Annotated in this window: 9 protein-coding genes and 1 tRNA gene; 8 read left to right on the top strand and 2 right to left on the bottom strand. The window is 59.3% G+C overall.

Features of this window, described 5'->3' with window-relative positions:
• Nucleotide 1 precedes the first annotated feature (1 nt).
• From AOA59_RS05690 to AOA59_RS05655, 8 genes are all read left to right on the top strand, one after another.
• A tRNA-Glu gene (locus tag AOA59_RS05690) sits at nt 2-77 on the top strand.
• Nucleotides 78-260: 183 nt separating this feature from the next.
• Nucleotides 261-800: a TetR/AcrR family transcriptional regulator gene (locus tag AOA59_RS05685; RefSeq protein ID WP_065911754.1), complete on the top strand. Its 540-nt coding sequence runs from the start codon at nt 261-263 to the stop codon at nt 798-800.
• Between the two features lie 14 nt (nt 801-814).
• Nucleotides 815-1,648 (top strand): alpha/beta fold hydrolase, encoded by an 834-nt coding sequence (locus AOA59_RS05680; RefSeq protein ID WP_099486340.1) that lies wholly within the window; start codon nt 815-817, stop codon nt 1,646-1,648.
• 37 nt (nt 1,649-1,685) lie between these two features.
• Nucleotides 1,686-2,120 (top strand): thioesterase family protein, encoded by a 435-nt coding sequence (locus AOA59_RS05675; RefSeq protein ID WP_065911758.1) that lies wholly within the window; start codon nt 1,686-1,688, stop codon nt 2,118-2,120.
• A gap of 55 nt (nt 2,121-2,175) precedes the next feature.
• Nucleotides 2,176-3,135 carry a tRNA-dihydrouridine synthase gene (locus AOA59_RS05670; RefSeq protein WP_099486339.1) on the top strand — a complete coding sequence of 320 codons (960 nt, stop codon included), beginning with the start codon at nt 2,176-2,178 and terminating at the stop codon, nt 3,133-3,135.
• 575 nt (nt 3,136-3,710) lie between these two features.
• Nucleotides 3,711-5,213, top strand: coding sequence for a hypothetical protein (locus tag AOA59_RS05665; protein WP_099486337.1), 1,503 nt, complete (start codon nt 3,711-3,713; stop codon nt 5,211-5,213).
• 560 nt (nt 5,214-5,773) lie between these two features.
• Nucleotides 5,774-6,313 carry a hypothetical protein gene (locus AOA59_RS33460; protein ID WP_371919058.1) on the top strand — a complete coding sequence of 180 codons (540 nt, stop codon included), beginning with the start codon at nt 5,774-5,776 and terminating at the stop codon, nt 6,311-6,313.
• Between the two features lie 96 nt (nt 6,314-6,409).
• Nucleotides 6,410-8,419, top strand: coding sequence for a hypothetical protein (locus tag AOA59_RS05655; protein WP_099486335.1), 2,010 nt, complete (start codon nt 6,410-6,412; stop codon nt 8,417-8,419).
• On the opposite strand, the gene AOA59_RS05650 is transcribed toward AOA59_RS05655, so the two are convergent.
• Both AOA59_RS05650 and AOA59_RS05645 read right to left on the bottom strand, forming a co-directional pair.
• Nucleotides 8,405-11,713, bottom strand: coding sequence for an EAL domain-containing protein (locus AOA59_RS05650; RefSeq protein ID WP_065911764.1), 3,309 nt, complete (start codon nt 11,711-11,713; stop codon nt 8,405-8,407). The two genes, AOA59_RS05655 and AOA59_RS05650, sit on opposite strands and share 15 nt — an antisense overlap.
• Before the next feature lie 67 nt (nt 11,714-11,780).
• Nucleotides 11,781-12,671 carry a LysR family transcriptional regulator gene (locus tag AOA59_RS05645; RefSeq protein WP_058419748.1) on the bottom strand — a complete coding sequence of 297 codons (891 nt, stop codon included), beginning with the start codon at nt 12,669-12,671 and terminating at the stop codon, nt 11,781-11,783.
• Between the last annotated feature and the right edge of the window lie 6 nt (nt 12,672-12,677).

The following is a 12,677-nucleotide window of genomic DNA, read 5'->3' as shown; positions in this document are numbered from 1 at the left end:
TGTCCCCTTCGTCTAGTGGCCTAGGACACCGCCCTTTCACGGCGGTAACAGGGGTTCGAGTCCCCTAGGGGACGCCACGATTACCCGCTCTGCGGGATTTTTAAGGGTCATTCAATTATTGAATGGCCCTTTTGTTTGTCTGGCGTTTGGCCAATCCTCTCCTCAATACCCTTTATTCTGTCCTGACCAGCGGTCATGCCTGTCGCTTGCTAAATATTATTATGGTAATAATATTCAACCCATGAGAGACGGAGGCTTCGATGAGCGATAAAAAAGCGCAAACCCGCGAACGCATTTTGCAGGCTGCCAGCGCGGCGTTGATCCAGCGTGGCCCGGCCGAACCGAGTGTCGGTGAAGTCATGGGCGCCGCCGGGCTGACCGTCGGCGGTTTCTACGCGCACTTTGAAAGCAAGGACGCACTGATGCTGGAGGCCTTCACCCAGTTGCTGGCTCGGCGACGTGCGTCGATCGACGACATGGATGCGCAATTGACCGGTGAGGAGCGCAGAAGCCTGGTGGCGGCGTTCTACCTGTCGCGCAAGCACCGCGACTCCACCGACCACGCCTGCCCGATCCCGGCCACGGTGGGCGAGATGAGCCGTCTGCCGGATGAGTTTCGCCTGGCGCTCAACGAGCACACCGAGTTGATGGCCGCCCAGTTGGCTGCCGGCCCCGAAGACACCGACAAGGCCTTGGCCGACATGGCCTTGATGATCGGCGGCCTGGCCCTGGCCCGTGCGCTTGGCCCGGGTGAGTTGTCCGACCGCGTGTTGCGCGCTGCCAAGTCGGCGGTGCGTTAAAAAGGAGTCGTGTGATGGGCGCATTCACCTGGATTCGTGGTTTCCATGGCACCGTCGGCCGCCTCGCGCCGCACACGGTGGCCTGCAAGTTGCGCCGCACCTTCATGACACCGCGTAACCTGCCACCGCGAGATTGGGAGCTGCCGCTGCTGGCGCAATCGGAGCGCATCACCTTGCGTTTTGGCTTGTCGGCGTTGCGCTGGGGCCAAGGGCCTGCCGTGTTGTTGATGCACGGCTGGGAAGGGCGCCCTACGCAGTTTGCCAGCCTGATCACCGCCCTGGTGGCTGACGGTTATTCAGTGATTGCCCTGGACGGCCCGGCCCATGGTCGCTCGCCGGGGCGTGAAGCGCATGTGTTGCTGTTTGCCCGCGCCCTGCTCGATGCTGCCGCTCAATTGCCGCCGCTGCATGCGGTGGTCGGGCATTCCATGGGCGGCGCCAGTGCGATGCTGGCGGTGCAATTGGGGTTGCGCACGGAAGCACTGGTAAGCATTGCCGCGCCCTCGCGTTTCCTGGATGTGCTGCGTGGTTTTACCCGCATGATGGGTTTGCCGCCGCGTGCGCGCTCGGCGTTTATCCAAGAGGTCGAACAGACTTTCGGCATGCCGCTCAAGCACCTGGATGTGGCCCACTACCAGATGAACCTGCCGGGGTTGATCGTGCACGCTGAAGACGACACCTTTGTTCCGGTCAAAGCCTCGCAAGCCATCCATGAGGCGTGGTTCGACAGCCGCCTGCTGCGCCTGGAGCAGGGCGGCCACCAGCGCGTGCTGGCCGACCCCCGGGTGATCGAGGCCGTGCTGACGCTCCTGGCCGGCCGTCGTTTACAGGAGCGGCAAACCGCCTGATACACTGCCCGGCGACATTCATCGACTGGAGCAAGGCATGGGCTGGGATCTGGCAGCGCCGTTTATCATCGACCTGCAGGTCGCCGCTGAAGATATCGACGGTCTTGGGCACGCCAATAATGCGGTGTACGTGTCCTGGCTGGAGCGTTGTGCGTGGCGCCACTCCCAGCGCCTGGGGCTGGATCTCACTGAGTATCGGCGGCTGGACCGCGCCATGGCCGTGGTGCGTCATGAGATCGACTACCTGGCGGCCGGCTACGAAGGTGACGAGCTGCAGTTGGCCACCTGGATCGTCGACTGGGACCAGCGCCTGAAGATGACCCGGCGTTTCCAGCTGGTGCGCCCCGGTGATGGCGTGACCCTGCTGCGTGCGCAAACCACTTTTGTGTGCATCGAGCTGTCCAGCGGCAAACCCAAGCGCATGCCCGCCGAGTTTCTTGACGGCTATGGCCCGGCCCTGACAGGGGGTTAACGGTTACTGCGGGAAACCCAGTAAACTGCGCCACGATTTTTGTTGAGTGTTTCCCATGCAAATTGCTTTGGCGCCCATGGAGGGGTTGGTCGACAACATCCTGCGGGACGTGTTGACCCGCGTGGGCGGTATTGACTGGTGCGTGACCGAGTTCATTCGCGTCAACGACCGCCTGCTCACACCGGCCTATTTCCACAAGCTTGCCCCCGAACTGCTGCACGGTGCCCACACCGCAGCGGGCGTGCCATTGCGTGTGCAGTTGCTGGGTTCGGACCCGGTGTGCCTGGCGGAAAACGCTGCGCTGGCGTGTGAGCTGGGTTCGCAGGTCATCGACCTGAACTTCGGCTGCCCGGCCAAGACGGTCAACAAATCCCGTGGCGGTGCGGTTTTGCTCAAGGAGCCTGAGCTGCTCAACCAGATCGTCGAGCACGTGCGCCGCGCCGTGCCGGCGCATATCCCGGTCACTGCGAAGATGCGCCTGGGCTTCGACAGCCCCGACGGCGCGCTGGTGTGCGCCACGGCCCTGGCCGAAGGCGGTGCTGCGCACATCGTGGTGCATGCGCGCACCAAGACCGATGGCTACAAACCGCCGGCCCACTGGGAGTGGATCCCGCGGGTGCAGGACGTGGTCAAGGTGCCGGTGTTTGCCAATGGCGATATCTGGAGCGTCGAAGACTGGAAGCGCTGTCGCGAAGTCGGCGGCGCCGAAGACATCATGCTCGGCCGTGGCCTGGTGGCCCGTCCGGACCTGGCGCGGCAGATTGTGGCGGCGAAAGCCGGTGAAGAGGTGGTGGAAATGACCTGGGCGCAGATGCAGCCGATGCTCCACGAGTTCTGGCGCCAATCGATGGCGCAACTCACCGAAAAGCAGGCGCCGGGCCGTTTGAAGCAATGGCTGGCGATGCTGACGCGCAACTATCCTGAAGCGGTCGAGCTGTTTACCGCGCTGCGCCGTGAAACCGGGCTGGAGCAGGTCAGTCGCTTATTGGGTATGAAGCATCCCGACCCTGCGTAGTGCAGTGATCACAGCAGTCTTTGTTGCAAAAATGCTCCGTATTGAAAGATACGGAGCATTTTTGCATTTAAAGGTATTACCGGGGAGGCTTGCCAGGCTTGAGAAGTGACGTTTTTTTTCTGGCTGAGACTTTTTGTCGTTGGGAAGTAACAGAAGACGTCGATCAGCGTTCAGAAGTGACTACGGGCTTTTTCTGAACAGTTAGTTGCATTTTTAATATCGCGCAATGGGTGTTGCGAAAGGTGTTTCACTGAGTTCGGAATATCATAGGTTGTCGTTTCGCTGGCCGGTTAATTATGTCGCTTAATTGCAGTCTTGGCAGTTTATAAGTGCGTGTGTCCGTGCTCTCGCCGGTAGGGTCGTGCGACGTCTGGACTTTTCGGGAATAACAACGGGGAAAAGTCTTAAAGGTTGATTTGGTTTCCTTATATGAAGCGCGATTTCTGGAACTCAATAATCACGCGCTCCACAAAAGTGGGGACTGTGAAGCGACTCGGTTGCTTGCAGCACTTAAAACAACGATCGCTGTTCTGGGTATTTAATTGCCAAGGCCGCGCTTAATTAGGAAATTGTTAATGCCTTTTTCGATCAATAACTCGCCCTTTATCAAAAATGATGCGTTGCCCCTTGACCCGAAACCGTCAAAAGGTCCCGGTGTCGGCACGACGCTTAGCATGTCCGGGGCTGGTTTTGGGCACACGCCATCCGCCCCCAACACTGAGTTTTCCGCAACGCTGCAGCGTGACGGGTTGAATAATGCCGGCGTGCTCACGAAACTGTTTGATATGTTTGATCAACTTATCAGTGCCATGCGGGAGATGTTTTCGGGCAAGGCTGAAATCGCTAATCAAAGGTCTCCCGCCGCTAGCTCGGTCCTCGCCAAACCGGATGCAGGCGTTCCGATCGGCGCGCCTGCGCACACTAAATCGCAGGTGAAGGACGCCTTCTCCTCCGAGGCTCAATCGAAAAGCAAGCTGGAAGAAGGCTCGCAGCAAAAGGACGCAGCTGTGGCAGGCGCCCAATCCAAAGCGACATTGCAAACAGGCCAGCCGCTTAAGGACACTACGGCTGTAGGAACTCAAGTGAATAGCACGCTGGAAGAAAGTTCGCCGCAAAAGGACGCAGCCGTTGCAGGCATCCAATCCAAAGCGACATTGCAAACAGGCCAGCCGATTAAGAACACCCCGGCTGTAGACACTCAAACGAAGAGCACGCTGGATGAAAGTTCGCAGCACAAGGACATACACATTGCAGGCGTTCAAACCAAAGAGAGGCTGCCAGTCGGTGTGTTGTCCAAGGTTATATCGGATGTTGCGAATCAACTGAAAGAGAAGTCGAGTGAGGATTCGCATCAAGCAGAAACGCGTGCCCCCGGGCTCCGTGTTTTACCGCAGGCACGTGAACCCGGCGTTTTTAATGTGACAACTGAAGCAAACCCACAGATCAAAGTGGAGGTTAATGTCAACCACTGCCATTGCCCTGAGACCATTGATGAAGCCGGCAAGGAATCGCGTGCCATCGCTGTTGTGACGTCCAGGACTAATGCGCCTTTACCGCCTGAAAAGCCCGTACTGACTGATAGTGTGGAAGGGCACGTAAAGTCAGTCATCACTGAGGGCAAGGACGTCAAGCTCGTTACTGAGGCTAAGGACAGTCCTGTCGAGACGGCCAAGACTGACGGCGAGGACGCCAAGCTCGTTACTGAGGCTAAGGACAGTCCTGTCGAGGTGGTCAAGACTGACGGCAAGGACGCCAAGCTCGTTACTGAGGCTAAGGACAGTCCTGTCGAGGTGGCCAAGACTGACGGCGATGACGCCAGGCTCGTTACTGAGGCTAAGGACGGTCATCTCGAGTCGACCAAGACTGATGGCAAGGACGGTGAGCATGATTCCGATCACCTTACCGGTCCGCGCCGCAGCGGTGATGAAGTCGCCGAGTCTGACACCTCCGGCTCGCGCGAGACGACCTCGCAGGTAAACCCCCGGACCAAGCGTGGCGTGACCAGTCCAGGTCCTGCTGAAAATGAGAGTGATCGTTGGAACCAAGGTTTCTCCAGCCGCTCCCGGCTGAGGAATTGACACCCGCCAGGGTGTTTTAACTTCGCCGATAACGTCACGTTTCCCCGGCCCCAAGGTTCGGGGAAACGTTAGAAAACGTGGAGCAAGTCATGATGTATTACCGAATTGATAACATCGGTTACCCAGGTGTGCGTCAGCTGCCAGGCATGGATTTGCAAGACGCGCCCCAAGAGCGGGCGCCCTTTAACGCGCCAAGGCATGCCGGTTCGCAGCCGAGCCCGGTGCTGGTGCTCAGTGCCAGGCCTGGGCACCAAAGGGCTGACAGCCTGGAGCGCAGGGTTGCCGCATTCTTGGCGCGGTTGGCCAGTGTTCCCTCGCAGCAAAAGGCCAAGGCCTCTGCCGATGTGCCCCCGCAACCCCGGGTGAACGCCCCGCAGGTGAGGCGGGCCGCGCCAGCTGTCTCGGCACCCGTGGCGGCTTGCGAGCCTGCAGGGTCGCGCAGAGGGTATATCCCGGGCCTGTCCAATAAGCGTAATGGCGCAAAGCCTTTGAATATTTGGAGTGGCTTCCGTCAGGGGCCGGGCGGTAACTGTGCCACGGTAGCGACTATCAAGGCGGCCATGCACAAGTTCGGTCAAAGCCCGACAGACATATACCGCGAAGTCACGCGGCTGGACGGCGGTTACCGAGTAACGATGCGCGACAATTACACGCTCACATTAACCGACCGGGAGTTGGCAGTCGCCTCGCGTGCTTCGCAGTTCATCGGCGCCGATAAGGGCATGCTCAAGGATGCGCACTTTTTGTTTGCCGTCAGTGCCAAGCGTGCACACGAGGAAAACAATGACTCAACCGCGGGTGAGAGCTTTGAAGCGGGTGTGGAGAGTTTGAATGATGGTGAGGACGAGGAAAAACCTGGCGAGGGTTTTCTGCGGTTAGGGTTGAGCCACTATATGAAAAACGTCAGCGTGCGTGAACTTGCAGAAGGTCGCTTGGGCGTGAGTAATCGAGGGGGGCACTCGGTCGCGGTCATCAATGGCCATGAAGAACTCTGGGGGCGGCCGGGGGCTGCGCCTCGGCGAGGAGAGGCTGTGGCACTCAAGCGCACTCCTTGCTGTCAACGCCTGGCCACTGCTCGGCGCCAAATGATCGGGCAATAAAAGATCAGCGTTGGCGGCAACTTTCAATTTATATCAACTGATTACTCAATGCTCTTTTTAAAGTGTATTGATTGACAGGCTGCGGGAGTCATCTGTGTGGACATCGCCAAACGCAATCTCTCTACTCTTACAACACGCGTACCTGTCCTGCCTTTTACAGGGCCGATAGCAAACTCCGCAGACGTAAAATTGCGGGATGTTGTCAACGCATTCAATGCCCCTCCAAGACGCTTTGGTGAGAATTATGATGCCAGTGCTCACGCGGCGGTCATCAAAATGATGATGGTCACGTTTGGCCACCGCCCTGCGGACTTGTTTGTGCAGGTCAAGCGTGCGGGGCAGGGGTATGAGGTCACGCTTAGAGATGGCAATACAGTGCAAGTCTCTGAGCTCGAGTTACGGCAAACAGCTGCCCACTCAAAGTTTGTTGGCAATGACATGGCCGTGATCAGTGATGCGAACTTTGCATTGGCTGTTTTTGTTAAACGTAAACAACTTTTGGGGGCGCAGGCGGGTAACAGCCAGGGGTTTGAGCGTGTGTTGTCGAACTCTTTGCGTGGTGAGACGACCTACAATCTACTTAAAGGCTTGGGTATGGCCGGCTATTTACGCCAGGTACCCTCGGCGCAGTTGGTAAGCAGCGGCGGCGTCGGAGTCATGGAAACCCATACATTTGGCGCAGGCTTGGTGTATGAGGGTGTCAGCCATGAATATGGGCGCAAGCGAGCTGTTGATCGTCCCTATGTTTACGTACTGGTTAACGACAAGGCATCCGTTGATGCGCAGAGTCATGCGCCCGCTGTGAATGTCAGGATCCAGCCCCAGAGGCCATCCGTCCCTGGCGTGCAGCCAGTGATCGATTCGACTCCCGACATCGATGCTTGGCCAGTGGGTCGGACACCGGTCGAAACAGTAAGAGGTTTTGACGTCGCAGAACGACGGTTCGGTGAGGGCGACACCCGTCGGCATGCGTCCGTGATCAAAATGATGATGATGAGGTTTGGCCAGCGTCCTTTGGATGTGTTCGACAAGGTCGTGGCAGCCGCAGATGGCTATGACATCACGATGAAGGACGGCTTTTCTTTACATCTTTCCAAAGAAGAATTGCGTCGCACGGCCGGGGTCTCGCGGTTTTCCGGAAGTGACAGCGGTGCGGTGATGGACGCCAACTTCATGTTGGCGGCCTATGTGAAACGTGTGCAGCTGATCAGTACGGGCGCTGATACCCCTGGGCACTTTGAGGCCGCGCTATCCGGGGTCGTGCTTAATGACACGGTCTACCGGATATTGAAAGGCATGGGGATGATCGGTTTCTTGCGCATTGTCGAGCCCGAAAAGATGCAGAAAAAAGGCACCGTTGCGGTTTTGGACAGTTTTGCCGGTGAGCTCGTACTGGATGGCATCAAGCACCAACTCGGCAAGCAACACCCTGTCGTTAAAGAATACGGCTATATGCTTGCCATGCAGGCGCCGCACACCGCCTCGGCAGAACGGAACAGCACCCTTTCCAACCTCTCCAATCGCCCGGTGGGCGACAAGCCCGACAATATCTGGAGTGGGTTTTACCAGGGTTCCGAACTCAATTGCGTCACGGTCTCGGCGATCAAGGCCGCGATGATGAAGTACGGTCAAAATCCCCAGGGCATTTACAAGCACGTCATTGAGACACCTGAAGGTTACACCGTGACCATGCGTGATTCATGCACCGTGCAGCTGACCTACGATGAGTTGAAACAGGCGCAAAAAGGTTCGCACTTCTTCGGTGAAGATAGGGGCCTTTTACACGACGCGATTTTCTTGTTTGCCGTGAGTGCCAAGCGGGCACAAATGGAAAATCACGAGTTTCGGGCCCAAGCCAGTTTTGCGGCCGCTATGGGGACGCTCAATGATAAGGAAAGCCCCGGCGAAGCACTGCGGCGTCTGGGCTTGTACGCCTTCACCCGTGGCAGCACTGCCGAGGAATTGGCCAGTGGCGTTCCGGGCACCCTTGCCAATCATGGCCACTCCGTAGGCGTTTTTAATGGGGTGATCGATTTTTATGGGTCAAAAATGAAATTGGCCGGTTCGGGTTGGGAGCAAGGCGCTCATGCGTTAAAGCTGGTGTAAACCGCCTGAAGGCGGTTGAACCAGTAACAGCCTGAACGCCTCGATCGGCAGCGGCCGACTGTGCAAATACCCCTGGAATAAATGACACCCCAGCTTTTGCAGGAACGCCAGTTGTTCCTGGGTTTCCACGCCCTCGGCGATCACCTCCAGGTTGAGGCTGCGGGCCATGGCCACAATGGCGCGGATGATTTCCGCATCGTTGGGGTCATGGGTGGCATCGCGCACAAAGGACTGGTCGATCTTCAGCGCATCCACCGGCAAGCGCTTGAGGTAGGTCAACGACGAATAGCCGGTGCCGAAGTCATCCATGGCAAAGCTCACGCCGAGCTTTTTCAGGCGGCGCATCTTCGCCACGGTGTCATCCAGGTTCTGGATGACGATGCCTTCGGTGATCTCCAGTTTTAACAGGCTGCAGGGCAGATGATGCTGGTTGAGGCTGTGTTCTACCCGCTCCACAAAGTCGTTCTGGCGAAACTGACGGGGGCTGATATTCACGCACAGGCTGAAATTAAGCGGGTCTACCAGGCCCTCGGCAATCAGCTGCGCAAAGGCGCCGCAAGCTTCATCGAGGATCCAGGTGCCGACCTCCAGGATCAGGCCGCTGTCTTCCAGGACCTTGATAAATTCGGTGGGTGACTGCGCGCCCAATTGTGGGTGCTCCCAGCGCACCAGCGCCTCGGCGCCGACAATTTTATTGCCGCGTGCATCCACTTGAGGCTGGTAGTGCACGCTGAATTCACCGCGTGACAGCGCCAGGCGCAGGTCGGTCTCCATGCGCAGGCGCTCGCTGGCGGTTTTCTGCATGCTGTTGTGGAACATTTGCGTGGTGTTGCGCCCCGAGTCTTTGGCGCGATACAGCGCAATGTCGGCGCGCTTGAGCAGGTCGGCGGGCGTGGAACCATGATCGGGAATCAGCGCCACCCCAATGCTCGGCGTGACTTGCAGGCGGTGGCCATCGAGGAACATCGGCTCCGACAGCAGTTCGCGCAGCGTGTCGGCCAATAGGTGCACCTGGCTGCCGACCTCTGCACGTGTGCCCTCCAGTCCACTGAGCAACACCACGAACTCATCACCGCCCAGGCGCGCCACGGTGTCTTCCAGGCGCACGCTGGCTTCCAGTCGCGCAGTGACTATTTTCAGCACGGTGTCGCCCACCGGGTGGCCGAGGGAGTCGTTAATGTGTTTGAAGTGGTCAAGGTCGAGGAACAGCAACGCGCCACGCAGGTTATGGCGTTTGAGCAAGGCGATCTGCTGGCTCAGACGGTCCATCAGCAGCGCGCGGTTGGGCAGGTTGGTCAGTGGGTCGTGATAGGCCAGGTGACGAATCTGCGCCTGGGCGTTTTTCAGCAGGCTCACATCCCGTGCAGTCAACAGCAGGCACGGGGTTTCATTGAGGGTGATGGGTTCCACCGAGACCTCCACCGCCAACACGTCGCCGCGCTTGTTGTGCCAGAGCATTTCCAGGTGATGAATGCGGCCCTTGATCTGCAGTTCGGCCAACAACGCCGCGCGCTGGTTTTCATCGGCCCAGATGCCGATCTGGTAGAGCGTGAGGCCGATGGCCTCTTCGGCGCGGTAGCCGGTCAGGCGGCAAAAGCCGTCGTTGACCTCGACGTAACGGCCGGTGTCGCGTTCGGTGATGGAAATCGCATCGGGGCTGGAGTGAAAGGCCTTGGCGAACTTCTCCTCACTGGCTTTGAGCGCAGCCTCCGAGCGCTGTTGCTGGGTGATATCGCGCAGTGTGGTGACGATGCATGGCTGATCGCCGACCTTGATCAACCGGCTGGAAATCACGCAGGTCAGGCTGTGGCCGTTCTGGTGATGTACCACCAGAGCCACATTGCTCAACGACTGTTCGCGAATCACCTGCTCAATGCGTTGCAGGCGCTGGCTCGAATCGTCCCACAGACCGATCTGCTCGGCGCTGTTGCCGATGACGTCGGCGGCGGTCCAGCCGAAGGTCTGGGTAAAGGCCGGGTTGATCTCGATAAACACGCCGCTGTCCAGGCAGGTTACGCAGATCGGGTCAGGGCTGGCCTGAAACAGGCTGGCGAATTTTTCTTCGGAGGCGGTCAGGCGTTGTTCGCGTTCAACCTGGTCGGTGATATCGAGCAAGGTGCCGGCCATGCGCAGCGGCTTGCCGGCGTCATCGCGATACAGGCGTGCGCGGCTTTCCAGGTAGCGCGGGCTGCCATCTTCCATTTCCACACGGTAGGTCAACTGGTAGTTACCGTCCGGGCCTTCGCGCAGGCTGCGGTAGGCGTTGCGCATGCCCTCGCGGTCGGCATCGGACATGCCTTCAAAAAACGCGTCGAAGGATTCGTGGAAAGGCTCGGGCGGCAGGCCGTGCAACTGGGCGGCGCGGGCTGAGCCGTAGAGCATGCCGGTGGGAATGTGCCAGTCCCAGGTGCCCAGTTGCGCCGAATCCAGGGCCAGGTCGAGGCGCTCCTGGCTGTCCTTGAGGGCCTGCTCGGCGTTCTTGCGGTCGGTGGTGTCGAGGAAGGTGCTGATCAGGTAAGCCTCGCCTTCAAGCTCGACCTTTTGTGCACTCAGGGTGCCATCATGAATTTGCCCGTTGCTGGCGCAGAACTGCACGTCCATGGTGATCGGTTCGCCCTTGCGCTGAGTGGCCTTGACCAGCAGCGCGCGCTCCTCGGGGTGGCGCCACAGCCCCAGTTCCAGGGTGGTGCGGCCGATGGCCTCGGCCACGGGCCAGCCAAAGTGGATCTCGAAATACTGGTTGGCCTCGCTGATGCGGCCGTCGGACTGGCGGGTGAGCAGCACCATGTTGGGGCACAGATGAAACAGCGTGGCGAAGCGTTTTTCCGATTGCATGAGGGCGTGTTCGCGCTCGCGCTGGCGGGTGGTTTCGCGGATCACCCCGATCATGCGGCGTCGGCCGGCTTTGTCCGGCGCCAGGCTGCCGTTGATTTCCAGCCAGTGATGGCTGCCATCCGGCCATTGGATATGGTGGTGCATGGCCTGCTCGAACGGCTCGCCGGCCAGCACCGCATGAAACGCGCGCACCACTCGGGCGCGGTCCTGGGGCGCCAGCAGGTCCAGGTAGTCCAGGTCTTTGGGCAGTGGTTGCCGAGGGTCGTAGCCGAACAGCGCCTGGGTGCCGCGTGACCAACTGATCCTGCCGGTGTCGATTTCCCAGCACCACGCGCCAAGGCGGGCAGCATTGAGTGCCGCCAGCAATTGCGGGGCGCTTTCCCAGCTTTGTTCCGCCTCTTGAGGGTCCAAGGCGTAAATGCGCGGCAGGGGCGGCACGGAATCGAGGGGGTTGCGCATTATCAAAGGGCCTTGGCTCAATGGGCGTTCGGCGCGGTTCTATTCAGGCTTTATGGGCCGCACAGCTTCATGCCGGTGTCCCTGGCAGATCGACCTGTGCATCCAATAGGCTCATGAAAGCCCGCGCAGCGTTCGACAGCGTCCTTTCGGTGTGCACGATATAGCCTAGCTGGCGACTGAGCTGTATGCCCGGCAAAGCGATGCTTGCCACCTGATCATCGAGCATGGTGCGCGGCAACACGCTCCAGGCCAGGCCGATGGAGACCATCATCTTGATGGTTTCCAGGTAGTTGGTGCTCATCGCAATGTTGGGCGTAAGGCCTTGCGCTTCGAACAGCCGGCTGACGATATGGTGGGTGAAGGTGTTGCCGCCGGGAAAAACCGCCGGGTGTTTGGCAATGTCGGCCAGGCTGACCGTGCCGTTGCCGGTCAAGCTGTGTTCCGGCGCCACCACAAAATCCAGCGGGTCGTCCCACACCGGCGTGGCGCGCACCAGGTTATGCGGTTCAGGCGCCAGGGTGATGACCGCCACTTCGGCGCGGCCGTGGAGGATTTCTTCGTAGGCCACTTCCGAATCAAGGAACTGAATATCCAGTGCCACATTGGGATATTGCCGGGTAAAGGTGCGCAGAATCGGCGGCAGGCGGTGCAGGCCGATGTGATGGCTGGTGGCCAATGTCAGCCGTCCGCTGACTTCGCCGGTCAGGTTGGTCAGCGCGCGGCGCGTATCGTCCAGCACATTCAGAATCTGATAAGCGCGCGGCAGCAGGGCGCGTCCGGCCTCGGTCAGGCCGACTTCACGGCCCAGGCGATCGAACAGGCGCACTTTTAGTTGCTGCTCCAGCCCGGCGATGCGTTTGCTGATCGCCGGCTGGGTCAGGTGCAGGCGTTCTCCGGCGCCGGAGAAGCTGCCGGTCTCGGCGATGGCAATAAAGGCGTTGAGGTTGGCCAGGTCCATGGTGGT

Source organism: Pseudomonas sp. 2822-15, assembly GCF_002742515.1.
Taxonomy (GTDB): Bacteria; Pseudomonadota; Gammaproteobacteria; order Pseudomonadales; family Pseudomonadaceae; genus Aquipseudomonas; species Aquipseudomonas salomonii.
The sequence above is the reverse complement of the archived record's forward strand: the minus strand, read 5'-3'. Positions and strand labels throughout refer to the sequence as shown.